23 protein-coding genes and 1 pseudogene are annotated in these 26,019 nt (G+C 67.8%); 12 read left to right on the top strand and 12 right to left on the bottom strand.

Annotated features, from left to right (window positions below):
• Positions 1-47: 47 nt before the first annotated feature.
• Complete coding sequence (locus T333_RS22570) at positions 48-1,169, top strand: nitroreductase/quinone reductase family protein (RefSeq protein WP_496425731.1); 1,122 nt, start codon at positions 48-50, stop codon at positions 1,167-1,169.
• Positions 1,170-1,183: 14 nt separating this feature from the next.
• Here the strand turns inward: T333_RS22570 and T333_RS22565 are convergent, their stop codons facing one another.
• Positions 1,184-2,077, bottom strand: coding sequence for a universal stress protein (locus tag T333_RS22565; RefSeq protein ID WP_496425730.1), 894 nt, complete (start codon positions 2,075-2,077; stop codon positions 1,184-1,186).
• Positions 2,078-2,447: 370 nt separating this feature from the next.
• Here T333_RS22565 and T333_RS22560 point away from each other — a divergent pair, with 370 nt between their 5' ends.
• Positions 2,448-2,915, top strand: coding sequence for a pyridoxamine 5'-phosphate oxidase family protein (locus tag T333_RS22560; protein WP_496425729.1), 468 nt, complete (start codon positions 2,448-2,450; stop codon positions 2,913-2,915).
• Positions 2,916-2,992: 77 nt separating this feature from the next.
• Here T333_RS22560 and T333_RS22555 read toward each other — a convergent pair whose 3' ends face one another.
• Positions 2,993-3,721 (bottom strand): SDR family oxidoreductase, encoded by a 729-nt coding sequence (locus tag T333_RS22555; protein WP_496425728.1) that lies wholly within the window; start codon positions 3,719-3,721, stop codon positions 2,993-2,995.
• A gap of 231 nt (positions 3,722-3,952) precedes the next feature.
• Here T333_RS22555 and T333_RS22550 point away from each other — a divergent pair, with 231 nt between their 5' ends.
• Positions 3,953-4,822 carry a universal stress protein gene (locus T333_RS22550; RefSeq protein ID WP_496425727.1) on the top strand — a complete coding sequence of 290 codons (870 nt, stop codon included), beginning with the start codon at positions 3,953-3,955 and terminating at the stop codon, positions 4,820-4,822.
• A 197-nt stretch (positions 4,823-5,019) separates the two neighbouring features.
• On the opposite strand, the gene T333_RS22545 is transcribed toward T333_RS22550, so the two are convergent.
• The 7 genes from T333_RS22545 to T333_RS22515 form a co-directional block, all read right to left on the bottom strand.
• The gene (locus T333_RS22545; protein WP_496425781.1) at positions 5,020-6,870 is read right to left on the bottom strand and encodes a SulP family inorganic anion transporter; all 1,851 of its coding nucleotides are present in this window, start codon (positions 6,868-6,870) and stop codon (positions 5,020-5,022) included.
• A gap of 233 nt (positions 6,871-7,103) precedes the next feature.
• Positions 7,104-7,589: a DUF1877 family protein gene (locus T333_RS22540; RefSeq protein ID WP_355002679.1), complete on the bottom strand. Its 486-nt coding sequence runs from the start codon at positions 7,587-7,589 to the stop codon at positions 7,104-7,106.
• 299 nt (positions 7,590-7,888) lie between these two features.
• Positions 7,889-8,374 carry a hypothetical protein gene (locus T333_RS22535; protein WP_355002680.1) on the bottom strand — a complete coding sequence of 162 codons (486 nt, stop codon included), beginning with the start codon at positions 8,372-8,374 and terminating at the stop codon, positions 7,889-7,891.
• A 162-nt stretch (positions 8,375-8,536) separates the two neighbouring features.
• Positions 8,537-9,010 carry a hypothetical protein gene (locus T333_RS22530; RefSeq protein WP_496425726.1) on the bottom strand — a complete coding sequence of 158 codons (474 nt, stop codon included), beginning with the start codon at positions 9,008-9,010 and terminating at the stop codon, positions 8,537-8,539.
• A gap of 53 nt (positions 9,011-9,063) precedes the next feature.
• Entirely contained in the window at positions 9,064-9,405 is a 342-nt protein-coding gene (locus tag T333_RS22525; protein WP_496425725.1) for a hypothetical protein, read from the bottom strand.
• Positions 9,402-10,676, bottom strand: coding sequence for a phage exclusion protein Lit family protein (locus tag T333_RS22520; RefSeq protein WP_496425724.1), 1,275 nt, complete (start codon positions 10,674-10,676; stop codon positions 9,402-9,404). Before T333_RS22520 ends, T333_RS22525 begins: the two co-directional genes overlap by 4 nt.
• Positions 10,677-11,121: 445 nt before the next feature.
• Complete coding sequence (locus tag T333_RS22515) at positions 11,122-11,946, bottom strand: tachylectin-related carbohydrate-binding protein (protein WP_496425723.1); 825 nt, start codon at positions 11,944-11,946, stop codon at positions 11,122-11,124.
• A 268-nt stretch (positions 11,947-12,214) separates the two neighbouring features.
• Between T333_RS22515 and T333_RS22510 the strand changes: the two genes are divergently transcribed.
• Positions 12,215-13,207, top strand: coding sequence for an NAD(P)H-quinone oxidoreductase (locus tag T333_RS22510; protein ID WP_496425722.1), 993 nt, complete (start codon positions 12,215-12,217; stop codon positions 13,205-13,207).
• 39 nt (positions 13,208-13,246) lie between these two features.
• Here the strand turns inward: T333_RS22510 and T333_RS22505 are convergent, their stop codons facing one another.
• Positions 13,247-13,828 (bottom strand): TetR/AcrR family transcriptional regulator, encoded by a 582-nt coding sequence (locus tag T333_RS22505; protein ID WP_496425721.1) that lies wholly within the window; start codon positions 13,826-13,828, stop codon positions 13,247-13,249.
• A gap of 106 nt (positions 13,829-13,934) precedes the next feature.
• Between T333_RS22505 and T333_RS22500 the strand changes: the two genes are divergently transcribed.
• The 4 genes and pseudogenes from T333_RS22500 to T333_RS22485 all read left to right on the top strand — a co-directional run bounded on the left by T333_RS22500 (position 13,935) and on the right by T333_RS22485 (position 18,171).
• Positions 13,935-15,221 (top strand): NADH:flavin oxidoreductase/NADH oxidase family protein, encoded by a 1,287-nt coding sequence (locus T333_RS22500; protein ID WP_496425720.1) that lies wholly within the window; start codon positions 13,935-13,937, stop codon positions 15,219-15,221.
• Positions 15,222-15,228: 7 nt separating this feature from the next.
• Positions 15,229-15,555 (top strand): annotated as a pseudogene (locus tag T333_RS22495) (type 1 glutamine amidotransferase family protein); the annotation flags it as partial.
• A 94-nt stretch (positions 15,556-15,649) separates the two neighbouring features.
• Positions 15,650-16,567 (top strand): acetoacetate decarboxylase family protein, encoded by a 918-nt coding sequence (locus tag T333_RS22490; protein ID WP_357249373.1) that lies wholly within the window; start codon positions 15,650-15,652, stop codon positions 16,565-16,567.
• Between the two features lie 11 nt (positions 16,568-16,578).
• Positions 16,579-18,171: a succinic semialdehyde dehydrogenase gene (locus T333_RS22485; RefSeq protein WP_496425719.1), complete on the top strand. Its 1,593-nt coding sequence runs from the start codon at positions 16,579-16,581 to the stop codon at positions 18,169-18,171.
• 121 nt (positions 18,172-18,292) lie between these two features.
• On the opposite strand, the gene T333_RS22480 is transcribed toward T333_RS22485, so the two are convergent.
• The gene (locus T333_RS22480) at positions 18,293-20,473 is read right to left on the bottom strand and encodes a malate synthase G (protein ID WP_357249379.1); all 2,181 of its coding nucleotides are present in this window, start codon (positions 20,471-20,473) and stop codon (positions 18,293-18,295) included.
• A 274-nt stretch (positions 20,474-20,747) separates the two neighbouring features.
• Here T333_RS22480 and T333_RS22475 point away from each other — a divergent pair, with 274 nt between their 5' ends.
• The 4 genes from T333_RS22475 (at position 20,748) to T333_RS22460 (ending at position 25,234) form a co-directional block, all read left to right on the top strand.
• A complete protein-coding gene (locus T333_RS22475; RefSeq protein WP_496425718.1) occupies positions 20,748-21,926 on the top strand; it encodes a zinc-binding dehydrogenase in 1,179 nt (392 codons plus the stop codon).
• Positions 21,923-22,561, top strand: coding sequence for a TetR/AcrR family transcriptional regulator (locus T333_RS22470; RefSeq protein WP_357249385.1), 639 nt, complete (start codon positions 21,923-21,925; stop codon positions 22,559-22,561). Before T333_RS22475 ends, T333_RS22470 begins: the two co-directional genes overlap by 4 nt.
• 2 nt (positions 22,562-22,563) lie before the next feature.
• Positions 22,564-23,853: an acyl-CoA dehydrogenase family protein gene (locus T333_RS22465; protein WP_357249388.1), complete on the top strand. Its 1,290-nt coding sequence runs from the start codon at positions 22,564-22,566 to the stop codon at positions 23,851-23,853.
• Positions 23,854-24,352: 499 nt separating this feature from the next.
• A complete protein-coding gene (locus T333_RS22460) occupies positions 24,353-25,234 on the top strand; it encodes a hypothetical protein (RefSeq protein WP_496425717.1) in 882 nt (293 codons plus the stop codon).
• Positions 25,235-25,275: 41 nt separating this feature from the next.
• On the opposite strand, the gene T333_RS22455 is transcribed toward T333_RS22460, so the two are convergent.
• Complete coding sequence (locus T333_RS22455) at positions 25,276-25,968, bottom strand: winged helix-turn-helix transcriptional regulator (protein ID WP_496425716.1); 693 nt, start codon at positions 25,966-25,968, stop codon at positions 25,276-25,278.
• Positions 25,969-26,019 lie beyond the last annotated feature (51 nt).

Genomic DNA, 26,019 nt, shown 5'->3' with positions numbered 1-26,019 from the left:
CCGCGCACAACCGACGAGCGGTCCGAAAGTCCTGGCAGGTGATTGCTTTGGATTCTGTCGCACCCGGCTCGGCAGCGGAAGTATCGGTAGCCATGGTCCACGACACCGGTTATCGAACTCCCAGTTGGGGCGCCTCGGCGATGCTGACGGCGCTGCGTTCCCCGCTCGCGAGTCGGCTGACGCGCAACATGACCGAGCTGCGCTATCACGGGCGACGCTCGGGACGGCCGATCGCTCTGCCGGTGGCCTACGCCCGGCACGGCGATCGCGTGCTGGTGCGAGTAGGCCGGGCCGCCACCAAGACATGGTGGCGCAACTTCACTGATCCCACCCCGGTGTCGGTGTGGCTCGACCAACGCTGGCGGCCCGGCACCGGCCAGGTCCTCTCGTCCGATCACACCGACTACGCCGCGACGTGGAAGCTCTATCGCACCCAGTTCCCCAGAACCCCGACCGCAGGGACCGATCCGCTCGTCGTGATCAGCCTCGATGAAGCCCCCGATCCTCCACCGGCCGCTTCCGGGGCGGGTCGACGGCTGTGGTGGCGCTGGTTCACCCTGGTCACCGTCGGCGAACTACTGGGGTTCGCCGCGCCCGCTGTCGCCGGGGTCGCGGTCGCGCAAACCACCACACTGCTCACGGCTACTGCCCTACTCGTCGCGGGAGCGGCCGAAGGAGCAGTCCTGGGCTGGTTCCAGGGGCATGCGCTCGCCTCCGTCGTGCCGGGATCGGCGCGGCGGGACTGGATTCTGGCGACCATAGCGGGCGCGGTCCTGGCGTGGTCGCTGGGGATGGTGCCGATGCTCACCAACGGCCTGGCCGGGTGGCCGCCGCTGCTGGTCGTGCCCGCGATCGCGGCCGGAGCAGCAGTCATGGTGACAGCCATCGGCGCGGCCCAGTGGCTGGTGTTGCGCCGCCACCTCTCCGATGCCGGAGGCTGGATAGGAGCGACCGCAGTGGCCTGGCTCGCCGGACTGACGGTCCTGACCGCGGTGACCACACCGTTGTGGCACCCCGGCCAACATGCCGCCCTCACCATCGCCATCGGTGTGCTCGGCGGGCTGGCCATGGCTGCGACCATGGCGGCGGTCACCGGCACCTTTCTGGTGTGGTTGCTGCGCGCCCAACCACACCCGGCGTCGATCGAGGTGGGGTGCTCGGATGAGTGAGCTCGGTCCCGGCGCTATCCGAAGGCGGGAAGTGCTGTGGTCCGGTCACCGCGGAGGTGGCCATTGTCGGTAGCCGCTGGGCTGCCCTCGGGCAGCACCAGCACCGGGCACTGCGTGTGGTGCAGGGCCATATGCAGCATCGGGTTCAGGTGTGTCCGGAGTTTCCCATACCCATCGCGGGCGATCACCAGTAGCTGGGTGGTGGCGCTGAAGCGTTCGAGCGCGACGGCGCGATCACCGGCGACTGCCACACACTGCACCGTCACGATCGGGAATTGTCGCTGGTAGCGGGCGATCAGGTCGTCCAGGTCGCCGTCGGCCACGGCACGGCGGCGGAGGTCGGCCACCACCAGTGCGCTGTGGCGGGTCGCGGCGGCACGGAACGCCGCGGGCAGGGCTGGCGATCCGGCGTCCTCGACAGCGACGAGCACCGGACCGACCGCGGACGCGGCGCTGCGCAGCGGCCTGATCAACGCGACCGGACACCGCGCCGCGCCCGCGAGCGTGGCCGCCACCGAGCCGCGCAACAGTCCGGCCAGCGGACCGGCCTGGTTGTCGCCGAGCACCAGCAGGGCCGCGCCCGCGGACAACTCGGTCAGCCGGGCAGCGGGGTCTCCGCCCAGGACCAGCGGCTCGATCGCTGGCGACGGACGCTCACAGGTGCGTGCCCACCTGTCGATCACGGCCTGACGAGCAGTCAGCACCGACTCCAGACCTTCCAAGCTGACCTCGTCCGTGGCGATATGCACCAGCTGCAATGGCACGTGCCGCGCGTCGGCTTCGACGGCGGCCCAGTACGCCGCTCGCACCGCCAACTCTGATCCGTCGATGCCGACGATGACCGGCGCCTGCCCCTCTTGGTGGCCGACAACGCTTTTGGACGTTTCACCGCAAGTCTCAGATCCCATGGTCGAACGATGAGCGAACCCACCCCGATGCCGACAGAGCCTCGATGCTCCAACCCGAAGGACTTTCGGCACACCGCGATTCCGGCTGCGACCGCAGCGCATTCGCCGCGACGGTGTTGTCGTCCAACGCGATCGCGTCACCGAGGCGACATCGGCAGCGTGGAGTACTTGGTCCTCTCCGATGGCGCCCTTCGGCCCTGATCAAGGCTCGGCGAAGCTGGTGAAGTGGATCGATCAGCACCAAGGTGAGCACACGCACGAACGGATAGGGCCAGCACGTGGGACCTAGCGAACCGACCGCCACGGTGAAATCAGCCGAACGATGTACACGGCCGACCCCTCACCGCGCCATCGGACAAGGCACGCGACCGTGAGCGGCTCCCCCACCGTCGACCGAACCGACCACAACGTCGTCGAATTGACGCGCGAGGAGGCATTGACCCTCCTCGCGCAAGCACCGTTCGGACGCGTCGTCTACACCCACGACGCACTGCCCGCCATCCGCCCCGTCAACCACCTACTCGACAACAACCTGCTCATCGTGCGCACCCGACTCGCCTCACAATTCTCCACCACCGTGCGCAGCCGCTCCGGAATCGTCGTGGCCTACCAAGCCGACGACATCGACATCGACCACCACACCGGCTGGTCGGTGGTCGTCACCGGAATCGCCCGACCGATCACCGACCCCGCCCGCACCACCCACTACCAACAAACCCTCCACCCCTGGATCGGTTCCCCCATGGACGGAGTGATCGAGATCGAACCCACACTCGTCTCCGGCATCAGACTCGTCGACGGCGACACCACCGATGGCACGGGGACCGTCAGCCGGTAGCCGGGCATTGGGTGGAGGGGCTCACCGGACGTGACCGCGGCAAAGCGAGTGGCCTGCGACCGGCATTCACCCGAGTGTCAGCGGCCGCCCGCGAGATCGAGGAAGCTGCCCGTCGTGTAGGAGGCGGCCTCCGACATCAGCCAGGCGATCGCCTCGGCGACCTCCTCGGGGTGGCCGCCCCGACCCATCGGCAACGTCGGGGCGATGCGGTCGACGCGGCCGGGGTCGCCACCGAGGGCGTGGATACCGGTGTGGATATAGCCGGGGCGGACCGCGTTGACGCGGATCCCTTCGCCCGCGACCTCGACCGCCAGCCCGCGGGTGAAGGTGTCGATCGCGCCCTTGCTCGCGGCATAGTCGACGTACTCACCGGGCGCACCCAGGCGTGCGGCGGCCGAGGACACGTTCACGATCACCCCACCCCCGCCGCCATGGCGGCGCGACATCCGCCGAACCGCCGCCGCCGCACACAGCATCGGGCCCACGACATTGGCGGCCATCATTCGATGCAGCCGGTCGGCATCGAGATCCGCTACCCGACACTGGGTTTCGAGCATGCCCGCATTGTTCACCAACCCGGCGAGCGACTCGTGGCCCGCGTCGACGGCGGCGAAGAGCGCGTCGATGTCGGCGGGGCTGGCCAGGTCCGCGCGAGTCGCGCTGGCACGCCCGCCCGCGGCGACGATCCCATCGACCACCTCGCCGGCGGCTTCGGCGTCGGCGCGATAGGTCAGGTGGATCGTGTAGTCCTCGCGCGCGAGCCTGCGCGCGGTGGCCGCGCCGATGCCTCTGCTTCCTCCGGTCACGATGATCGTCCCTCGCCCCACCGGGATGCCTCCTAGCAATCGACAACAGTCGGTCGTGCGCGTGTCCCACCGCGCTTCGGGCACCGTAGCGGTCAACGCCCAAGAGCTGTCGATGCGGTCGTTGGTCCCGACAGTCGATGACCAACGACCAGCGCGCACCGGGGCACCCGCTGCCTAGCCTTGAAACAGTTGGCCACGCCCAATCTTCAGGGGACAGAAAGGCACACGCACATGTCGACCTCCAATCCGCCCGTCGTCGTCGGAGTCGACGGCTCCGCCCAGTCGCTCACCGCCGTGCGCTGGGCGGCCGAATACGCCGCCCGCCACCGATCTCCCCTGCAGCTGATTCACGCCCTGGGCATGCCGATCGATTTCGGTCCGGGGATGGCCGGTCCGGTCTTTGACATCGAGTCCTGGCGCCGCGCCGGACATGATCTGCTCACCACGGCGACCGAGACCGCCCGGACCGCGGCCGCGCCGATCGCCGCGGTCGAAATCTCCCCGGTCCTGGCCGACGCCGCGCCGGTGCCGGTGCTGCGCGACCGCGCCGCCGAGGCGCGCCTGCTCGTCGTCGGCACGCATGGCCACGGCGCGTTCGGCCGGGTCCTGCTCGGCTCGGTGAGCACCGCGTTGGTCCGGCACACCCCAGGACCGGTCGCGATCATCCCCGAAACGAAATCCGAACGCTCGCAAAAGCCGGTCGTCGTCGGAGTCGACGGCTCGCCGTGCAGCGCGCACGCTGTCGCGATGGCCTTCGAGGAAGCCAGCCAGCGCGGCGCGGAAGTGATCGCCGTGCACGCCTGGTCGGAGTTCTTCCGCTACGAATCCCGCGCGGAGATGCAGACCGAAGCCGAAGCGCTGCTCGCCGAAAACCTCGCCGGATACAGTGACAAATACCCCGAGGTTCCGGTCACCCGCATCGTCACCGAAGACCGCCCCGCCCGCCGGCTGCTGCAAGCCGCCGCCGACGCGCAGCTGATCGTGCTCGGCAGCCACGGCCGCGGCGGATTCCCCGGCATGTCGCTCGGGTCGGTCCCCAACGCCGTCCTGCACCGCGCCGAATGCCCCGTCATCGTCGTCCGCCCGCGCGCTCACCATTGACCCGCGCCGAACGCGGTGGAACACCGTGCCACTCGCCGACGACCACGCCGGTCGACACCGCGAAGGTTCAACGCGATCACGCCAAGGTGAGGCCACCGGCGATGTCGGCCGTCAACAGCGAGATCGGCAGTACCAGAACGATGGCCCGTGAAACTCTGTGCCACAACCATTGTCATCACATACCGGTTGCTTGCTCGCTACGTCTGCGGCGCCGGGCCATGATCGGGTGCGGGATCCGTTCGTGGGCCGACGCCCGGAGCGCCGCCAGGCTCGTGGGCGCTGCGGTGAGTTGCCGATTCCGAGACCGATTCGGGCGAACTGGGTACAGCGGGCAACGACGACGCGGGGACGCGCTTTCGGGTTGGTGGCAGCGTGGCCTCGTAGGCGGCGATCGCGGTCGGCAGGGTCGGATACAGGTGCTCGACGCCGATGCGGTCGGTGAGCCCCGCGGCGTCGAGATCGTCACGTAGGTCTTGTTTGACCCGCGCCATCGCGAAAGTGATTCCCCGGCGGGTCAATTCGTCGCGGAGTTGCTCGACCGCATCCAAGGCGGTGAGGTCGACCTCGACGTTGGCTTCGGCATTGAGCACGAACCAGTCCACCGCCACGCCGTCGCGGTCGGCCTGCTGGTCGACCGCGGCCAACGCGCGGCGGCGGAAGTCTTCGGCGTTGGCGAAGCACAAGGGTGCGTCGTAGCGGTAGATCACCAGTCCGGCAACCGGTTCGGCTTGCGGGTAGTCGTCGATGTCGTGCATGCCCGCAATGCCGGGCACGAATCCGAGGATCGCGTCGTGGGCGCGTGCGACCCGGCGCAGCAGATCGAAGATCGACAACGCGACCGCGATCAGCACCCCGTAGAGCACACCGAAGGCCAATACCGCGACCAGAGTGGCCAATGCCAGCAGCAGCTCGCTGCGCCGGAAGCGGCCGATGCGCGCGAACTCCGGCCAGTCGATCAACCGCAGCGCAGCGTAGATCACCAGTGCACCGAGTGCCGCGGTCGGAAAGCCCGCGAGCACTCCCCTTGCCCCGAACAACACCGCCAGCACCACGATCAGCGCGGTCAGCGAGTACAGCTGGGTACGCGCGTGCATGGCGTCGGCGATGGTGGTGCGGCTGCCGCTGCAGCTGACCGGGAATCCGTGCAAGACCCCGGCGGCGAGGTTGGTCGCGCCGAGCGCCGCCAGCTCGGTGTTCGCCTCGACATGGCGACCGTGGCGGGCCGCGAAAGCCCGTGCGGTCAAGGCGTTGTCGGAGAAGCCGACCACCGCGATCCCGATCGCCGGCGCGATCAGCTGCCCGACATCGGCCCACGCCACCGTCGCCAGACCCGGGATCGGAATGCCCGCTGGTACCGCACCGACGGTGGCGATGCCGTGTTGTCGCAGCGACAGCGCCGCGACCACCGCGGTCGCGGCCAGCACAGCCAACAGCGGTGCGGGCAGTCGCGGCATCCGCCACGCCGCCAGACCCAGCCCGGCCAGCACCCCGGCGGCCAGCGCGGCGGTCGGCCACTGCCACTGTTCGAGGTTGTCGGCGAAGGAACGCACTTGGTCGGGGATCGTGCTCCCTTCGACCGGCACACCGCTGACCCGGCCGAGCTGACCGACGATCATGATGCCAGCGGTCCCGGCCAGATACCCGACCAGAACGGGTTTGGACAACAGATCCGCGAGCACACCCAACCGGATCAGCGCACCCGCCAGGCACACGCACCCGACCAGCACCGCGAGGATCGCGGCCAGCGCCGCGTACCGGCTCGGATCCCCGCCTGCCAGCGGGGCAAGGGCGACCGCGGTCATCAGCGCGGTCGTCGATTCCGGCCCGACCGACAGCTGGCGAGAAGTACCGACCACCGCGTACACCGCCAACGGACCCAGCACCGCCCACAGCCCGGCCACCGGCGGCAGTCCTGCCACCGTCGCATACGCCATGACCTGCGGCAAAAGATACGCCGCCACGGTCACCCCGGCCAGCACGTCAGCGCGCAGCCAGCCACGCCGATAGTCATGGAACTGCTCCACGCCCGGAAGCACACGCGACCACATCATCTTCAGCATTGTGCGGCCCCGCGACTGTCGATGCCCGCTCGATCCGACTTGCGAGCGCCCGTAGACGCGCCAATCCTGCGCTATCGGCGACACCGCGCCCAACGCTCCACCAGATCCAGAGGAACCCGGATCGGGCTCGATGCCGCCGTGAGAGGCTGTGCAGCCAGGGCAATCGAGACGCCGCGCGCCTCAGCTTGGTCGAGGCGTCGGCGAGCGGCCATCGCACGTAATCAGGTCGTGTACATCACGACACCGAGCTTGGACTCCGCGGTCTTGGCATAGAAAGCAGTGAGTCCCTCGAGTTCGGCGACGATGATTCCCGGACCTTCCTCGGGTGTGATCAGCTCCAGTTCGTAGATTTCGTGCTCGTCGACCAACTCGTCGAAATCGGCTCGCCTGACAGCGGTTTCGACGGCCAGCACGTCGACCGTGGCAAGACGTGCGGCGAGCTCGGTCGCCTGATCCGGCGACACCACGGAGAAAGCCCCGTTCTCCAGGGTCGAGCAGGCGATGCTGTCGGCGCCGCCGACCACGGACCACAGCTCGTGGTCCTCGGGGCCGGGCCAAGCCTCCCCGGTGAGGAAGTAATTGAGCGCGGCGGCGTAGTGGGTGCGGTAGTGGCCGGGCTTGTCGAGTCTGTTGATGCTGGTCGGATCCTGCCGGAGTGCGTGGATCTCATCGCTGCTCACCGCTTGCAGCCAGGTCGCCTGTGCCACGGGCTCTCTTCCTTTTGTCCGACAGGTGCACAAGGGTCTTCGGCGCAACGCAACCGTGCTCGGACGGGGGCGCAGAAGACACTTCTCGCGCATCGTACGGCTGGCCGATGCTTCGGCGTGCGGTCAGGCGCGCCAGATCGAGCTTCTCGACCTGCGGCCAGCAGTCGGCGCCTTCGAGCTCGACAGCCACCGGGTCCCGCTGGAAAGCGGCTGGGCACTGCGCCACGGCGGTCGATCGCGCAGAGCGATCGACCGCCGAGTGTGCCGTGTCCAGCGATCACCGGACACGGCACCGACACTCAGCTCAGGGTGAACGTCGCCGTACCCGAGATCTGCTCCATCTCCCTGTCGTTCGAGTCCAGCGCGACGATCCGCGCCTCCACCCGGCCGACGCCCGGCGCCGTGCCGAATCCGACGATCACGCCGTCCACCGTGTGTTGGACGACACCGTTCACGACGCGGTGCTGCTGCCCGTCCGCGTACCCGGTATCCAGGTTCTTGAAGCGCACGGCGACCTTCCAGTCCGCGCAGGCCTCCCCGGTCTGGGTGACCTTCACCCGCACGCCGAACGTGCCGGACTGCTCCTGCGGCACGGTGACCGCGTCGATGATCGCGGAGCAGCTGGTCGGAACCAGGCGCGTCAGGGTCGGCGTGAACGGAGCGCCTGGTTCGTGCGGAATGGCGGAAGACGGCGCCGCGAGCCCGACCGCCCCGGCGGCGGTCACCGCTGCTATCACACCGACACGGGCCGAAAACTGTTGCAGCTGCTTGCGATTGAGAGTCATGACCGATTTGTCGGGTCACCGGCAACCGTTGTTACCACAGCAGTTGCGTTAGTGAAATCACTGTAACATTCGGAAGAGACGCTGTTGACGATCTCTCGAAGCAGATCGAAAGCCGTTACAGCTCTGCGGCTCTCAGCTTCAACGCTGATCCGGCGGCATCGGCTACGTCGCGGCGTCCGCGAGCTGCCGATAGAGCCGCGCCAGCCGCACGGCGTCCTTGCGATCGAATCCGATCATCTCGTCGATCTCGCGGGACAAGAGCTCGAGGAGGTCCGCGATCGCCGCGTGCTGCGCGGGGCGGAGGCCGCGCAGGGTCGTCTCGTCGTCGCGTCGCGCACCGCGGAGAAAGCCGCTGAGGTGGATCCAGAGCTCGAAGTCGTACGGTTCGATCAGCATCAGCTTCAGCACCGCCGGGAGGTAGTACTCGACGGCCTGCGCGGTCATGTACGCGAAATCTTCCATGTGCAGACCGGGCAGGAAGCTCTCGCGATCGATGTCCGCCCGCGTGCGGCCGTAGAAATGCGCGATGACGTACGGCGCGTCGATGCTCGGCGGTGCGAGTTCGTCCTCGGTGAGCGGCCGCGAGCCCGCGAACACCTGATCGATTCGGTGCGTGACCTCATCGCGACTCCTCATGGCCGCCAACCTATCCCACGCACGACAGCCGCCAGCCGCAGGTCGGCTGGGGTTCAGGCGTTCTCGCGTGCGCGGCAGAACTCGGTGAGTCCGCGACGCAGGATTATCGCGGCGATCGTCAGGGCGAGGATCTTGTCGTCGCCGAGAGGCAAGGCCGAGGCCAGTGCCGTGGCGTCGGCGGTGAAGTCGCCGGTAAGTCCAGCGACGATCTTGGTGTCGCACACCGCGTCACGAAACTGGTCGATCCGCTCGTCGAACCATCGCATCCCGAAGCGACGATTCTGATCGTCGTCCATCGCACCGGCGCCGAGCCCCTGGCCCAGCAGTTGGGCTCCGAGGGCGGCATACAACTCCTCGTCGTCGCTGTCAGCGAGCAGGTCGAGGATGTCTGTCATGGGGCGGCCTTTCGTAAGGGGCGGTCGATGACACTCGTCAGCATCATGGCGATCGAATATTTGAGGAACTCGTAGTCACTGGATCGCGCCGAACCGTCGTTTCGGGAGGGAGGCGACGGCGGCGGCGCGAAGGCGGAACCCTGTGTGATCGCCCGCAGCAGCTCGTGCACCGACAGCGGCCGCGTGATATCCGTCAGCCGGTCGATGCGCCGAACTCCCCAGGCGTGCAACGCCGAACGGGGGCCTTCGCGCGCCAGGAGATCCGTGCCGTGGATCAGTGCGTCGAAGTCCACCAGCGCGAGTTCATCGTCCATCGGGGTGCCACGGTCCTGATGCATCTTGCGCAGCGTGAGAGTCGCTCGCTCCGCGTCCGCGTCGAGCCACAGATCGTAGCCCCGGACCAGCCGGTATTCCGCGGGGTGGTTGACAGTCGTATCGAAGGCCGCCGAGGAGTGCAGCAGATCCCAGCATCGTTGGTCCAGCGGGCGCTCCACCGCGATCCCGATCTCCGTCATTCTCGTCACTCCGTGCGCGAGCGCCGTCAGAACCGTCGAGTCGACACCTTCGTGTCCGACGAGCCGAGCGATCCGGGCCGTCGCGGCCGGATGTGTCTCCGGCGGCCGGATGAACAGCGGCTCGGAGCCGATCGCGATCGCCAGCAGGCCGACCGTCGCCCCGTGTGCGGCGAGGGTCGCGGCATCACGTCCGCCCATTGCTCGAACCACCAGATCGAGGCCGAAGGCGTCGGCTTCGAACTCGAAGCGGTGGGCGTGTTTCCGGCCGGAGCACCGTTCGCGATCGCGGGTATGCCCGAGCACGATGTGACCGAGTTCGTGGGCGATGAGGAACATCAGAGCCACGTAGACGGCGACGCCGTCGTCCACCTTGACCCGGTCCGTCACTTTCTTCGGCGCCGCGACCTGCGAGGATGTCCCTTCCACCCGCTGGTTGAGGATGTAGTAGCGGACACTCGCGGCGCCCGCGAGGATCATTTCGTCCACGTCCGCGAGCCGATTGCGGTGGGCAGCGAGGATTCGACGACCGAACGACACCGCGCGAAAGCGACTGTGGCCACGCGACCAGGCCAGCATCAAGTCCTTCAGCAACCCGAGCAACGAAATCTGCGCATCGGAGATCCTGATGACGTGCGACCCGTCGGGCTGGGTCAGCGACACTGCCTCGACCGAGGACTGATCGACCGTGACGACCACGGTGCGCGCGGCCTCGGCGCGCGCCACCTCATCGAGATGCGGCACGAGAACATCGTTCATGATGCCCTGCAGCATGGTGTCGAAAAAGCCCTGGGGCGAACCGTGTTGGGCGAACACCGGCAGAACCGAGTCGAGAACAGCGCGGCCGCGGTGGTGGGCCTCGAGACGATCGATAGTTCGCTTCCGAGCGGACGACAGCCTGCCCCTGACGTCGTGCGCCATCGATGGGCTGGAATCGCTCGGCTCACCGCTCACAATGCCCCTGCCCCCTACGAGACGAAACCATGATTCACGCTGGCCCGACTCTATTCGACCGCGCGTCGAAACCGATGTCGTTTCGTCGAACCGAGCCCTCGCAGACCGGCCGAATCCGATGCCGTCGGACCGGCCGCCCGCTCTGGAACGAGCGTCGCCGGGCGACAAGGGATTTCGCTGAGCTGGCGCGGTATCGGACAAGGCATCCGGAGGATTGGTCGCTTCGGACAGGCTGGTGATCGACGGAGTCTCAGGAGAGTACGATCATCGCTCCGGGAAAGACGACGTCACGGAAGCCACCGCCGATCTTCCTGCCGCCCTCGCCTGCGGTCCAGCTCGGCTCCCCCGCTTGCCAACCGTCGTGTCGATGCCACTCCAGGTCGTCGTGTCCCTCGATGCCGTAGATCTGGCCGCTGCCGTCGTAGGAGCCGAACACCCGGCTGTACGCATTCCAGCCGCTACCTACCCGTCGACCACCCTCACCCGCGGTCCAGACACGCGATCCGTCGGTCCAGCCGTCATGGCGGTGCCAATCCATCTCACCATCGGCGGTGATCCCGTAGATGATGCCGCCACCGACCGAGAACACCCTCGGATACACGTCCCATCCCCCGCCGACGTGCCGACCGCCGTCACCCCCGGTCCACGCCGGCGACCTATCCGTCCACCCGTCGTGGCGATGCCAATGCAAATCACCCTCGGGCGTGATCCCGTAGATGACGAAACCGTTGGGCTGCCCCGCCACCGCCCGCCTGCCGCCCGCGAAAACCTGGACATACGCGTTCCAACCGCTACCGACCAAAAGACCGCCATCCCCGGCCGTCCAGGCCGCGGCACCGTCTTTGAACCCATCGTGGCTGTACCAGTACATCTCCCCCGCGGGCGTGATCGCGTAGAGGATTCCCTGCGCCCCACCGCAGAAAACGGAACTGTAGGCATCCCAGCCGGAGCCGATGTTCAATCCTCCGCCGAGCCCCGTCCAGCCGTTCGTGCCGTCCGATGTTCCGTCGTGACGGGCCCACTGCAAGCGTCCGTCGGGCTTGATCCAGTAGAAGACTTGACCGAGATCACTCATCGATCCTCCATTCGGTTGCCGATTGGGGAACGCGGAGCTGCCAGTCAGCAGAAGTATTCCACGTCGGCCGAGATGCCACGGAAATTCGAGGTGAGCGGCGTTCGGTCGTTTATTCGCCCGGTCGCAGGGCATCCGTCGACGACCCGTGATTACCCGACGCCGAAGCCGCCGCCAGGGCAGTGACATCGATAACCTTCATGTTGACACCGCTTACATTAGGGTAATGTAAGCGATGCACACATGATTGTCGACGGAAGGGAAATTCGAGATGTATGCGGTGACGCTGGACAGCTTCGGTGGACCGGAGGTCATGAAGTGGGCCCCGGTGGGCGAGCTGCCCGCGCCCGGTCCGGGCGAGGTGGCCATCGACGTGGTGGCCGCGGGGGTGAATCGCGCCGACGTCATGCAACGCTACGGCCTCTACCCGCCGCCGCCCGGCGCGAGCGACATCCTCGGCCTGGAGATTTCCGGTTTCGTCGCCGAAGTCGGTGCGGGCGTGACGGATTGGCAGTCCGGCGATGCGGTGTGCGCACTGTTGGCAGGCGGCGGCTACGCCGAACGGGTGAACGTGCCCGCCACCCAACTGCTTCCAGTGCCCGAGGGCGTGAGCGTGACCGCCGCGGCGGCGCTGCCCGAGACCGCCGCAACGGTCTGGTCGAATCTGGTGATGACGGCAGGCCTGCGCAGCGGACACACCCTGCTGATTCACGGCGGCGGCAGCGGAATCGGCACGCGCGCGATTCAAGTCGGCCGAGCGCTCGGCGCTCACGTAGCGGTGACGGCGGGATCGCAATTCAAGTTGGAGCGCAGCCGGGAACTGGGAGCGAGCACACTGATCAATTACCGCGAACAGGATTTCGTGGATGTCATGACCACCGAATATCGAGGCGCGGACGTAATTCTCGACATCATGGGCGGAAGTTACCTGGACAAGAATGTGCGGGCACTGGCCGAGGACGGCCACCTGACGATCATCGGACTACAGGGCGGCGCGACCGCGGAACTGAATCTCGGCGTGCTGCTGAGCAAACGAGGCTCCGTTCACGCGACGAACCTGCGTCGCCGTCCGGAGCGCGGGCCGGGCTCGAAGGCCGAGATCATCGCCGAACTGCGCAAGCATCTGTGGCCGTTGATCTCCGAAGGAACGGTCGTGCCGGTCGTTTCCGCCGAAGTCCCCATCACCGATGTCGCCGAGGCGCACCCGTTGCTGGACTCCGCCGAGACCGTCGGCAAGGTGGTGCTCACGGTTCGCGAGCCCTGACCCGGCACGCCGTCCGAGCCGCCGCACCCCGGGTGGCCATCAACCGACCCGGGGCCCGAGTACCGCGTAGACCGCCGTGCGGACCCGATCGGCAACCGCCTCGGCGGGCGCGGCCTCGAACTTGCCGTCCATGTGCAGGAAGGCGAGACCGTGCACGAGCGCCCACACCGCCGTTGCCATCCCGTCGATATCGGCAGTGGGAAAGGCTTGCCGCACAATGGCTTTGAGATACTCGTTGATCGCCTCCACCGCGGCAACCCGCTCGGAGCTGGTCGGATCACAACCCTCGGCGAACATCACCCGGAACAGCCCCGGCCGCGTCAGCGCGAACTGGACGTAGGCGACCGCGGTGGCGGCGAGCCCTTCTTTCGTGGCCGGTTCGGGATGCGCCGCGGCCAGATACGCGGCCAGTTCCCGGTAGCCCACCGCCGCGACGGCGGACAACAGGGCATTGCGGTCGGCGAAGTGCCGATACGGCGCCGCGGTGGACACACCGGCGCGCCGGGCTGCCGCGCGGAGCGACAACTCGGTCGCGCCGCCTTCCTCGAGAAGCTCCACGGCGGCGCGCACCAGCGCGTTGGGTAGATCGCCGTGGTGATACGACGTGGTCGACGTTGCCATGGCTACAACCTAACAAGTGTTGACAGCGCTTACATGCACCTCTTAATGTTAGCGCCGCGCTCACGATGTGAACGACGTAAACATTACTGATCGAAGGGAGACCCCCATGGCGAGTGGTTCCGCGGGAGACGAGTTGTTCTCACCCCTCCAGCTGCGATCCGGCCAGGTACTGCCGAACCGGATCGCGAAAGCGGCCATGGAAGAGGGCATGGCAGGACGGGCGCAACTGCCGGACGCGCGCCTGATCTCGCTGTATCGACGGTGGGGCGCCGGTGGCGCGGGCTTGTTGATCACGGGCAACGTGATGGTGCACGCCGAAGCGCTGACCGGTCCGGGCGGCATCGTCCTCGACGCCGAGACGCCGCTGGAGCCGTTCGCGGCATGGGCGCGGGCGGGCAAGGCCGCCGGTGCGGCCATGTGGATGCAGATCAGCCACCCCGGTCGCCAGGTCCAGGCGAACATGCCAGGAGTCGTGTGGGGACCGTCGGACATCGCGGTCGACCTAGGCCGCCACTCCAAGCGATTCGGGCGACCCATCGCGATGACCCCCGAACAGATCGCCGCCACCATCACGCGCTTCGCCACCACCGCGCGACGGGCCGAGCAGGCCGGGTTCGACGGTGTGGAAGTGCATGCCGCGCACGGCTATCTGCTGTCGCAGTTCCTTTCTCCGCTGGTCAACAATCGCACCGACGAATGGGGCGGCTCGCTCGAGAACCGCGCGCGGCTGCTGCTCGATATCGTGCGCGCCATCCGCGCCGCGGTGTCGTCGAGTTTCGCCGTCGCGGTGAAACTGAACTCCGCGGACTTCCAGCGGGGCGGCTTCGACGCCGACGACGCGCACAAGGTGATCGGCATGGTCGCGACGCTCGGCGTCGATCTGGTCGAAGTGTCCGGCGGCAGCTACGAAAGCCCCGCCATGAACGGTCGCCCCGCCGACGGACGCACCGCGGCCCGGGAGGCGTATTTCCTGGAACTGGCCACCGAATTGGCCCGAACCAGCGCGCTGCCCCTGATGCTGACCGGCGGGATCTCCCGCCGCGAAACCGCCGAACGCGTACTGGCGAACAATGTCGCGGTGATCGGCATGGGAACGGCGCTCGCGGCTACCCCGGATCTACCGAACCGTTGGCGTGAGGGTTCGGCGGCGACCGGGAGCCTGAAGCCGGTGACCTGGTCGGACAAGTCGCTCGCCTCGCTCGCCGAAATGGCGCGCGTCCGCTATCAGATGCGCCGAATGGCCGCCGGGAGCAATCCCGCACTCGGTGTCCACCCGGCGTTCGCGCTGCTCGCGGACCAGCTGGTGCAGGGTCGCGCGCTGCGGCGCTACGCACGATGGCTCGCGTCGAAGGAGCGACAGGAGATCGAAAACCCGAGCGCGGCGGTGCTCTGAACACAAGACTTCCGGCGCGCTGCTGGCCCACCGGCTGACCTCCGGCAAGCCACTCGCCCTGCTGTGCCACGCGCCCGCGGCGATCCTGGCCGCGACCACACCCGAGGGCCCCTCACCGCTCGCCGGTTACCGGATGACCGGGCTGTCGAACCGGGAGGAACTGCTCAACCGGTTCGCCAGGAAGGCGCCATGGCTGCTGGAGGACCGGTTGAAGCAAGCGGGCGTCGAATACTCCAAAGCGCTGATTCCGCTGTACACCGGCCAGAATCCACAGTCCTCGGAGCAACTGGCCGAACGGCTGGTCGCCGACGTCGGCGCCCAGTCCGCGAAGTGAGCCACACTGCAGCCCGCGACCAGTGTTGACAGTGTTCACATTCGCGATTAGCCTGATGTTAGCACTGTACACATATGAGCGAGGAGCTTCATCAATGCCATCGACCTACCAGGAAACAGTCGTGGTCGACTTGGGCGGCCACGTGGTCACCGTTCCGAAAGGCGGCCTGTACGACCGGTACCGGATGAACACCGACCTCGACGAAGTCGCCCGCGATCCCCGGGTCAGTAGCGTGGACTTCTTCCGACGGCTGCCCAAGACGAAGGTCGACTCGCGCATCGGCGCCACACTGACCCCGAACTTCTACTACCGCATCTCCACCGCGCGGCTGACGATGCTGGCCCGCTCGCGGGCGATCCGTGCACGCCTGCCCGAGGAGCTGGCGCCGCTCGAGGTCGCGCCCGGGTTCGGGCTGGTCTCGGTGATGTTCTTCCGCTACGAGGTGTGCGACATCGACTTCTACACCGAAGCCGCCGTCGGCATCGCCGTGCGACCGGCACGGCACGGACGCCTGGGATTCTTCGACCTGGCCACCGGCCTGGCCAACGACCACCTGCACTCCTATGTGCTGTCGCTGCCGGTCAGCACCGACATCGCCCAGGTGCGCGGCCACGACGGCTACGGCTTCCCCAAGTGGGTCACCGACATCGATGTCGACATCGACACCGACCGCACCGCCGCCCGGGTGACCAACGACGCCGGCGGAACCGACCTGTCGCTGTCGGTGGCCACCCCCGCCCAGACCGCCCACCCGACCGGCGAACACGTCCCCTCACTCACCTCCTACACCACGATCGACGGCGCCTGGCACTCCACCCTGAGCCAGATCAACGTGCTCTCGGCCGGAACCACCCGCTTCCCACGCAAGATCGACCTCGAGATCGGACAGGGTCGCATGGCCGAGGACCTGCGATCGCTCCAACCGATCAAGATCGTTCGCCTCGACGTCACCACCGAAGGCCAACTCGCCCTGCACATGCCGGTCCCGACCTCGATCCGGAGCCGGAATTGAGGAGCCCTGCTATGCCCACCGATCACACACCCACCCTGGCCCGAGGCTCGGGCCTGCCCGCATCACTGACCTCGGCCCTGATCGAACGTCTGGCCGCACGAGTCACCGCCACCGCGGACGCCGAACGGGTCACCACCAACGCCCCCTACACCGGCGCCCCACTGGCCGACCTGCCCGTCTCGACGCCCGCGGACGTCGAAACCGCGTTCCAGCGGGCCCGCCACGCCCAGGCGGCCTGGGCCGCCACGTCCATGCGTGAGCGGCAGCAGATCATGCTGCGTTTCCACGACCTCCTGCTCGATCGGCAGAACGAGGTCCTGGACCTGATGCAGGCCGAAAGCGGCAAGACCCGCCGCGACGCGTTCCTCGAAGTGACCGACATCGCGATCACCGCCCGGTACTACGCGCGCAGCGCGGCGAAACTCCTTGCGCCCAAACGCCGTCGCGGCGCGATCCCGCTGCTGACCCACACCACCGAACTGCGCCACCCCAAGGGCGTCGTCGCGGTCATCTCACCGTGGAACTACCCCCTGAGCATGGCCGCGGGCGACGCCATCCCGGCGCTCATGGCGGGCAACGCCGTCGTGCAGAAGCCCGACACCCAGACCGCCCTCACCGCGCTGTGGGCACTCGACCTGATGCACGAGGCGGGCTTGCCGCCCGGTGTGTGGCAGATGGTGGTCGGGCGAGGCAGCTCCATCGGCGGGTCGCTGATGGGCAACGCCGACTACATGATGTTCACCGGCTCCACCGCCAGCGGACGACAGATCGCTCGCGACGCCGGGCAACGTCTCATCGGAGCCTCTCTGGAACTCGGCGGCAAGAACGCCATGCTCGTCCTCGACGACGCCGACATCGATCGCGCCGCCGACGGCGCGATCGCCGCGTGCTTTCCCTCGACCGGCCAGCTGTGCGTTTCCATCGAGCGCATGTACGTGGCCGACACCATTCGCGACGACTTCGTCGCCGCGTTCGTCGCCCGCACCCGGAAGCTGCAGATCGGCGCCGCCTACGACTTCAGCCGCGATGTCGGAAGCCTGACCAACGCGGCCCAATTGGAGACGGTCACCGCACACGTCGAGGACGCCGTCGCCAAGGGCGCGACCGTCCTCGCGGGCGGCAAGGCGCGACCGGATCTCGGTCCCCTGTTCTACGAACCGACGATCCTCACCGACATCACCCCCGACATGACGCTCTACGACCACGAGACCTTCGGCCCGGTCGTCTCGATCTACCCGTACCGAGACCTCGACGACGCGATCGCCCGGGCCAACGCCACGCCATACGGTCTCAATGCCAGCGTCTGGACCCGCGACGGCGCCAAAGGCAGGGCTGTCGCCGCCCGTTTGCACGCGGGCACGGTCAACGTCAACGACGCCTTCGCCGCCGCGTGGGGCAGCGTCGACGCACCGATGGGCGGCATGGGCGACTCGGGACTCGGTCGCCGCCACGGCGCCGACGGCATCCTCAAATACACCGAGCCGCAAACGGTTGCCCACCAACGCATTCAAGGCTTCACCCCACCGAGGGGCGTCTCCCATAGAGCCTGGGCCGCTCTCCTGACGGTCTCGCTGAAGCTCCTGAAGGGAATCGGCGCTCGCTGAGGCCACTGCCGGGCGAACGCCGCATTCCGTCACGCGAAGGCCCGCGAGCGCCACCCGCCCCGCAACGACGAATCCCCCGGTCGACTCGGTCGACCGGGGGATTCGTTCGTCGCTCAGCGCATTACACGCAAGCCAGCGCCTTGGCCTCGCGGCGGCGGCGGTGCAGGATCGGTTCGGTGTAGCCGTTGGGCTGCTTGGTGCCCTCGAGGATCAGCTCCTTGGCGGCCTGGAAGGCGATGCTCCCCGCGAAGTCGGTGGCCATCGGGCGGTAGTTCGGGTCGCCCGCGTTCTGCCGGTCGACGACCGGAGCCATCCGCTCCAGGCTGGCCACCACCTCGTCGGCGGTGACAATGCCGTGGCGCAGCCAGTTCGCCATCAGCTGGCTCGAGATACGCAGGGTCGCACGGTCTTCCATCAGCGCGACGTCCTTGATGTCGGGCACCTTGGAACAGCCGACGCCCTGGTCGATCCAGCGCACCACGTAGCCGAGGATGGACTGCGAGTTGTTGTCCAGCTCCTGCTGCTTCTCCTCCGCGGACCAGTTCGGCTCCGCGGCGAGCGGGATCTCCAGGATCTGGTCGACGGTGGCGCGCGGACCGCCCTTGGCGATCTCGGCCTGCCGCTTGAACACGTCCACCAGGTGGTAGTGGGTGGCGTGCAGGGTGGCGGCGGTCGGCGAGGGCACCCACGCGGTGTTGGCGCCCGCCTTCGGGTGGCCGACCTTCTGGACCAGCATGTCGGCCATCAGGTCCGGCATGGCCCACATGCCCTTGCCGATCTGCGCCTTGCCGGGCAGACCCGCGACCAGACCGGTGTCGACGTTCCAGTCCTCGTACGACAGGATCCACTGCTGGGCCTTCATATCGGCCTTGCGGACCATCGGCCCGGCCTCCATGGAGGTGTGGATCTCGTCGCCGGTGCGGTCGAGGAAGCCGGTGTTGATGAACACCACCCGCTCCTTGGCGGCCTGGATGCAGGCCTTCAGGTTCACCGTGGTGCGGCGCTCCTCGTCCATGATGCCGACCTTGAGCGTGTTGCGGTCCAGGCCGATGACGTCCTCGACGCGGCCGAACAGCTCGTTGGTGAAGGCGACCTCGTCCGGGCCGTGCATCTTCGGCTTCACGATGTAGACCGAGCCCGTGCGGCTGTTCTTCAGCTCGGTGTCGCCGTTGAGCGAGTGCTTGGCGATCAGCGAGGTGATCAGGCCGTCCATGATGCCCTCGGGCACCTCGTTGCCGTCCTTGTCGAGGATGGCGTCGGAGGTCATCAGGTGGCCGACGTTGCGCACGAACAGCAGCGAACGACCGTGCAGCACCAGCTCCGAACCGTCCAGCGCGGTGTAGACGCGGTCCGGGTTCATGGTGCGGGTGAAGGTCTTGCCGCCCTTGGCGACCTCTTCGGACAGCTTGCCCGTCATCAGGCCGAGCCAGTTGTGGTAGCAGAGCACCTTGTCCTCGGCGTCGACCGCCGCGACCGAGTCCTCGAAGTCCATGATCGTGGTGACCGCGGACTCCAGCACGACGTCCTTGACGCCCGCCGTGTCGGTGCTGCCGATCGGCGAGCTCGGGTCGATCTGGATCTCGATGTGCAGGCCGTTGTGCTTCAGCAGCACCGAGGTGGGCGAGGCCGGGTCACCGAGGTAGCCGACCAGCTGCGAGGGGTCGGCCAGACCGATCTCGGTGCCGTCCTCCAGGCCGACCTCCAGCTCGCCGTCGACGATCTTGTAGGAGGTCGAGCCGATGTGCGAGCCGGTGATCAGGGTGACGGAGTCGTCGAGGAAGTTGCGCGCCCACTCGATGACCTTGTCGCCGCGCACCTTGTTGTAGCCGGTGCCCTTCTCCGCGCCGTTGGCCTCGGAGATGGCGTCGGTGCCGTAGAGCGCGTCGTAGAGCGAACCCCAGCGCGCGTTGGCGGCGTTGATCGCGAAGCGCGCGTTCATCACCGGAACCACCAGCTGCGGACCGGCCGTCGACGCGATCTCGGCGTCCACGTTCTGGGTCTCGATCTGGAAGTCGGCGGGCTCGGGGCGCAGGTAGCCGATCTCGGTCAGGAAGTTCTTGTAGGCGGTCTTGTCGTAGTTCGCGCCCGGGTTCTCGGCGTGCCAGGCGTCGAGCTTGCCCTGGATCTCGTCGCGCTCGGCCAGCAGGGCGCGGTTACGCGGAGCGAGATCGTTGATCACCTGCTCGGCGCCGGCCCAGAACGCGGCGGAATCTACGCCGGTACCGGGAAGCGCCTCGTTCTCGACGAACTCGTGGAGAACGCTGGCCACCTGGAGCCCGCCGACCTGAATCCGCTCTGTCATCTACTGCCTCACTTCTGAGAAAGCCGGGTGGAAAAGACGGTCTCATGTTACCCGTCGGTAGGCCCAATCCCTGCGGAGGGCCAGCGCCGACCGAGCGCGTCGGATGAACGCCTCGGCGGCCCAAAGTATTTCGCCACGCCGTAGATCGGGGTGGATCGATCGGCGCGTCTCACGATGTCGGCGGTCGGCCGAACAACCTCTTGATCCTAGCGCCCGGCGCATTTAATGTACTGATCGGAACATTTCTTCGACCAGAAGGCGACCGAAGGTCCGGGTGAACGCGATCGGCGGCGCCGCACTGCACTTCGCCACCGACGCGTCGTCGTTGCGCACCGGAGCCACGCTCGCACTGGACGGCGGTTGGCGAGGTCCGGCGGCACGACCGCCATCAGCAGGAGGTTTCATGAAGGCGCTCACCTACGCCGGTCCGCAAGCGATCTCGTTCGTCGAGCTGGACGACCCGGTGCTGCCGGGGCCGGACGGGGCGATCGTGCGGGTCACCGCGGCGGGCGTCTGCGGCAGCGATCTGCACATCTACGCGGGCCACGGATTCACGCCCGGCACCGGCTACGGGGTCGGGCACGAAGCGGTCGGCGAGATCGTCGAGCTCGGCCCGCAGGCGCGCGGTCTGTCGGTCGGCGACCGGGTGCTCGTGGCCGCGTCGGCGGGGTGCGACCGCTGCGGCAACTGCAGGGCGGGCGTCGTGGCGGCGTGCGAGCGGCAGCCGCTGCCGGTCGACGCGTGTTACGGGCTGGGCGGTTCGCTGCCGGGAGCGCAGGCGCAGCTGCTCGCGGTGCCGCACGCGGGCGGCAATCTGGTGCGGCTGCCCGACGCGATCGCCGACGAGGCCGCCATCGTGCTGACCGACAACGCGCCGACCGCCTGGTACGCCGCCCGGCGGGCGCGCATCGCGCCGGGCGACACGGTGGTGGTGATCGGGTTGGGCCCGGTCGGGCTGATGGCGGTGCAGGCCGCGTTCGCCATGGGCGCGGCCCGGGTACTCGGCGTCGACCTGGTCGCGGACCGGCGCGCCAGGGCGGCCGAGCTCGGCGCGGAGCCCGTCGAGTCCGACGACCCGAAGACGGCCGTACGCGAGATGCTCGGCGGTGGAGCCGATGTGGCGCTCGAGGCGGTCGGCGCCGATGCCACGATCAAGCTGGCGATCAGCGTGGTCGGCCATCGGGGCCGGGTCAGCGTGGTCGGCGTCAGCCAGAATCGGGCCTACCCGTTCCACATGCCGCTCGCACAGGTCAAGGAGCTGGAATTCCACATCGGGCTGTGCTCCATCCAGTACGAGCTGCCCGCGCTGCTGAAACTGACCGCGGCGGGCAGACTGCGTCCGGAAGCGGTTGTCTCACATCGTTTGCCGATGTCGCAAGGGCCCGACGCCTACCGCATGTTCGCCGATCGCGACGACAAGGTCTGCAAGATCGTCCTGGATCCGTGGCAATGAACGACATCGCCCCCGCGCGTCGCCGAGGCCGTCCGCCCGCCTCGGAATCGTCGGCGGGCGACACCCGCGAGCGCATCGTCCGCGCCGCCGTGGAACTGTTCGCGGAGAAGGGTTTTCACGGCACCGGGGTCGCCGAGATCGGTGATCGCGCGGACGTGCAGCGTGGTGCGCTGTACTACCACATCGGGTCCAAGGAAGAACTGCTCTGGCAGATCCTGCGCGACTACACCGAACTCATGCTCACCGACGCCGAACACGTCACCAGCGGTGACGACGACCCGGTCACCAAGCTGCGCAAGCTGATTCACAGCCACGTCGGCCGGATCGTCGAGCACCGCCGCGAGGTCACCATCCAGCTGCGCGACGTGGGTTCGCTCACCGGTGACCGCGCCGCGCAACTACAAGAACTACGGGACCGGATCCAGCTGCACTGGCAGCTGACACTCGACGCTGGACACGCCGCGGGCCTGTTGCGCACCGCCGACCACGTGGTCACCAACGGTGTGCTCGGCATGCTGAACACCGTGACCCTCTGGTACCGCCCGCACGGCGGCCACTCCCCCGATGCGATCGCCGACATCCTCGCCGCCACCGTCCTCGACGGCATCGTGACCGACAACCACACGAAAGGCTGATCATGGCTTGGGATTTCGAAACCGATCCGGAGTTCCAGAAGAAGCTGGACTGGGCGGCGGAATTCGTCCGCACCGAGGTGGAGCCGCTCGATCTGCTCTACCCGAATCCCTACGACCGCGGCAACACCGAGGCCATGGCACTGATGCGGCCGCTGAAGAAGAAGGTCGAGGAACAAGGCTTGTGGGCCTGTCACCTCGGCCCCGAACTCGGCGGCCAGGGATACGGGCAGATGAAGCTGGCGCTGCTCAACGAGGTGCTCGGCACCTCGGTCTGGGCGCCGTCGGTATTCGGTTGCCAAGCACCGGATTCCGGCAACGCGGAGATCCTCGCGCACTACGGCACCCCGGAGCAGAAGGCGCAGTACCTGGAGCCGCTGCTGGCCGGTGAGATCGGCTCCTGTTACGTGATGACCGAGCCCACCGGCGGCTCGGACCCGACGCTGTTCCGTACCCGCGCGGTGCGCGACGGCGACCACTGGGTGATCAACGGCGAGAAGTGGTTCAACTCCAACGCGCAGTTCGCCAGCTTCCACATCGTCATGGTCGTCACCAACCCGGATGTCAGCCCCTACCAGGGCATGTCGATGTTCATCGTGCCCGCCGACGCTCCCGGCCTGGAGATCGTCAAGAACTTCCACGTGCACGGCTTCAGCGAGCACGAGGGCCACCTACGCTTCACCGACGTGCGAGTCCCCGCCGACCACCTGCTCGGCGCCGAAGGCCAGGGCTTCGTCGTCGCCCAGACTCGGCTCGGCGGCGGCCGGGTGCACCATGCCATGCGCACGGTCGCCTTGGTGCGCAAGGCCTTCGACATGATGTGCGAACGCGCGGTCTCGCGGCAGATGCGTAAGGGTCCCCTCGGTGGCTTGCAGATGACCCAGGAACGCATCGCCGACAGCTGGATCGAGATGGAGCAGTTCCGGCTGCTCGTGCTGCGCACCGCGTGGCGCATCGACAAGGAGCAGGACTATCTGAAGGTGCGCAAGGACATCGCCGCCATCAAGGTGGCCATGCCCAAGGTCATGCACGACATCGCCCAGCGCGCACTGCACCTGCACGGCGCCCTCGGCGTCAGCGAGGACCTGCCGTTCGTGGACATGATGAACTACGCCGAGGTCATGGCGATCGCCGATGGGCCGACCGAGGTGCACAAGATCACCCTCGCGAAGGAGGTGCTGAAGAACTACGCGCCCGGTGATCCGGTGTACCCGAGTGGGTACCGGCCCGCGCTGCGGGAGCAGGCGCGGGAGTTGGTCGCGCGGCGGTTGGAGCACGTCGTGGGGAACCTGTAGACGGATGCCTGCGCCGGGACCGTCGTGGTGTGGTCCCGGCGGGCGCCAGTCTCGGCGATCGGTTCCGCGCGGCGAAGACCCGTGCCACAATTTCGGGGCAGGTTGTGGGTCGGACGGCGAGGGGATATCCGATCGTGCGTAACGGATTGTGCATTGCTGCGTCGCTGGCACTGGCCCTCCTCGCGACGGGGTGTGGCGGCAGCGAGTCCGACGCGCCGAGACCGACCGTGACGACCGGCGCGTCTTCGACAGCGACGTTCACGACCGCCACTTCTCCGACAGCGCCGCCCACGACCGGCACCCCGCCCACACCCATGCCGACGCACACGGGGTTGCTGCCGACGACCGCCACCCCCGTCACTCGACCAACAACGACCATTTCGACGGTCGGACCGCCTTCGACGACGCCGAGCCTCATCGCGCCGCCGCCGGAAACCGGCGAGACGGCTGCTCCCGATGAGTCGACCACACCAGTCGAGCCCACGAACCCGCCCACCCAGTGACGAACGCGAATGATGAGCGCGCGTTCGCGCTGCTTCCACTGCTCGGCGCCCTTGCCTCGCAGGTCGCGTTCCTCACCGGTGTTCTCTACTACTTCGGCTGGGCGTACAGCCGCGCCTTCTTCGGATACTTCGGCGTGCCTGCTGGAACGCTCGGGTTTTCGACACAGGACTATGTGCTGTTCAGTGTTGGAACGATGTTCGTGCCCCTGCTCGCCACGCTGCTCGCAATACTCGTATTGCTCGCCGCGCGGCGGCTCCCGGCCTGGCACGCGCTCGTCAGCGGGCGGCCAGGCGACACCCTGAGATGGTGGGTCCGCGCCTTCGCCCTGGCCGGCACGCTGCTGATCGTGGCGGTCGCCGTCTTGGTCTACGTCCCGACGCCGTTCGCCGCGCCGCTCTCAGTCGAGGCGCCGTTCCTGCTGATCGCGGGCGCGGCGATGATCGGCTACGCGAGCTGGTTGCGGTGGCGATACCCGACCGTGCTGGGTGTGCGACGGCCGCCTCGCACCGTCATGCAGGTCAGAACCATCGCCCTCGTCGCCGTCGCCATGATCGGCTATGTCTGGGCCGTCGCCGCCTTCGCCGAACGCAAAGGACACGACGACGCCGTGCACCAGGAGGCGGTGCGGTTCGTCGATCGCCCCGCCATCGTCGTCTTCAGTGTCGACCGCCTCGGTATCGAGGGCTCGGGCGCCCAGGTCGGCGAGCTGACCGAACCCAACGGCAGATACCGATACGTGTACAGCGGACTGTGGCTGCTCGCACGCACTTCGGACCGGTACTACCTGCTCCCGCAGCAGTGGCAAGCCAAGCGCGACCGGGTGTTCGTCCTCGAGGACAGCGACTCCATCCGGATCGATATCGCGCGGAATCCTTAGTGCACCTCAATCCGGTAGCCGTCGCTACGGACGCGGTCCGTTCAGGCCGACATCGCGGCCAACTCCGGTCGCGAATCCGAATACGGCGCGACGGGACTCAGTTGCAGCACGGTCGGCATCCGGCGCGTGAGGGCGGACGGGCCGGTGAATTCGAGGCGGCCGCTGCGCAGGGCGTGCAGAACCGGGATCCGGCCCAGCCACACCTGGTAGAGCGAGCCGACGTCGGAGCGAATGGTGACGTTCACCGGATAACCGGGGTCGGTGACGCACACCGAGGGCGCGCCGCGTTCGACGACGATCCAGTAGCGGCGCGGGTCGTCGGTGAACCGCACCGCGAGCACCTGCCGCGGGCCGGGAAACGAAGAGGTGTCGACGCGGGTGTGCATCCACCAGACGAGCAGATCGGCGTCGAGCTCGTCCGGGTCGGGTTCGCCGAAGGTCCAGCGCGCCCCCCAGGCGCCGAGGCCGAACAGGATCGGCTCGAGTTCCCGTCCCGCCTCGGTGAGCAGATATCGGCCGCCCAGCTTCTCGACCAACCCGGCCCGCTCGAACTGGCGCAGCCGTTTGGTGAGCAGGGTGCGCGACAGACCCGGCAGGCCGCGGGCCAGGTCGTTGAAGCGGGTGGTTCCGAGGAGCAGGTCGCGCAGGATGAGCAGCGACCAGCGCTCACCCAACAGGTCGAGTGCCCGGGAGACCGGGCAGTACTGGCCGTAGCTCGCCGTCGCTGTCGTCACACCACACCTCGCGTTCTCGTGGTCCATTTCGTGGACCGGAGGAGTCCACTT

The sequence above is a fragment of the Nocardia sp. CNS-044 genome, from assembly GCF_059570515.1.
The sequence above is the reverse complement of the archived record's forward strand: the minus strand, read 5'-3'. Positions and strand labels throughout refer to the sequence as shown.

Coding starts and splice junctions, on each gene's coding strand:
- T333_RS22565 (WP_496425730.1), bottom strand. CDS start 2,077: ATGGGATCTGAGACTTGCGGTGAAACGTCCAAAAGCGTTGTCGGCCAC.
- T333_RS22550 (WP_496425727.1), top strand. CDS start 3,953: ATGTCGACCTCCAATCCGCCCGTCGTCGTCGGAGTCGACGGCTCCGCC.
- T333_RS22545 (WP_496425781.1), bottom strand. CDS start 6,870: ATGTGGTCGCGTGTGCTTCCGGGCGTGGAGCAGTTCCATGACTATCGG.
- T333_RS22535 (WP_355002680.1), bottom strand. CDS start 8,374: ATGACTCTCAATCGCAAGCAGCTGCAACAGTTTTCGGCCCGTGTCGGT.
- T333_RS22530 (WP_496425726.1), bottom strand. CDS start 9,010: ATGAGGAGTCGCGATGAGGTCACGCACCGAATCGATCAGGTGTTCGCG.
- T333_RS22525 (WP_496425725.1), bottom strand. CDS start 9,405: ATGACAGACATCCTCGACCTGCTCGCTGACAGCGACGACGAGGAGTTG.
- T333_RS22520 (WP_496425724.1), bottom strand. CDS start 10,676: ATGAACGATGTTCTCGTGCCGCATCTCGATGAGGTGGCGCGCGCCGAG.
- T333_RS22515 (WP_496425723.1), bottom strand. CDS start 11,946: ATGAGTGATCTCGGTCAAGTCTTCTACTGGATCAAGCCCGACGGACGC.
- T333_RS22510 (WP_496425722.1), top strand. CDS start 12,215: ATGTATGCGGTGACGCTGGACAGCTTCGGTGGACCGGAGGTCATGAAG.
- T333_RS22505 (WP_496425721.1), bottom strand. CDS start 13,828: ATGGCAACGTCGACCACGTCGTATCACCACGGCGATCTACCCAACGCG.
- T333_RS22500 (WP_496425720.1), top strand. CDS start 13,935: ATGGCGAGTGGTTCCGCGGGAGACGAGTTGTTCTCACCCCTCCAGCTG.
- T333_RS22490 (WP_357249373.1), top strand. CDS start 15,650: ATGCCATCGACCTACCAGGAAACAGTCGTGGTCGACTTGGGCGGCCAC.
- T333_RS22485 (WP_496425719.1), top strand. CDS start 16,579: ATGCCCACCGATCACACACCCACCCTGGCCCGAGGCTCGGGCCTGCCC.
- T333_RS22480 (WP_357249379.1), bottom strand. CDS start 20,473: ATGACAGAGCGGATTCAGGTCGGCGGGCTCCAGGTGGCCAGCGTTCTC.
- T333_RS22470 (WP_357249385.1), top strand. CDS start 21,923: ATGAACGACATCGCCCCCGCGCGTCGCCGAGGCCGTCCGCCCGCCTCG.
- T333_RS22465 (WP_357249388.1), top strand. CDS start 22,564: ATGGCTTGGGATTTCGAAACCGATCCGGAGTTCCAGAAGAAGCTGGAC.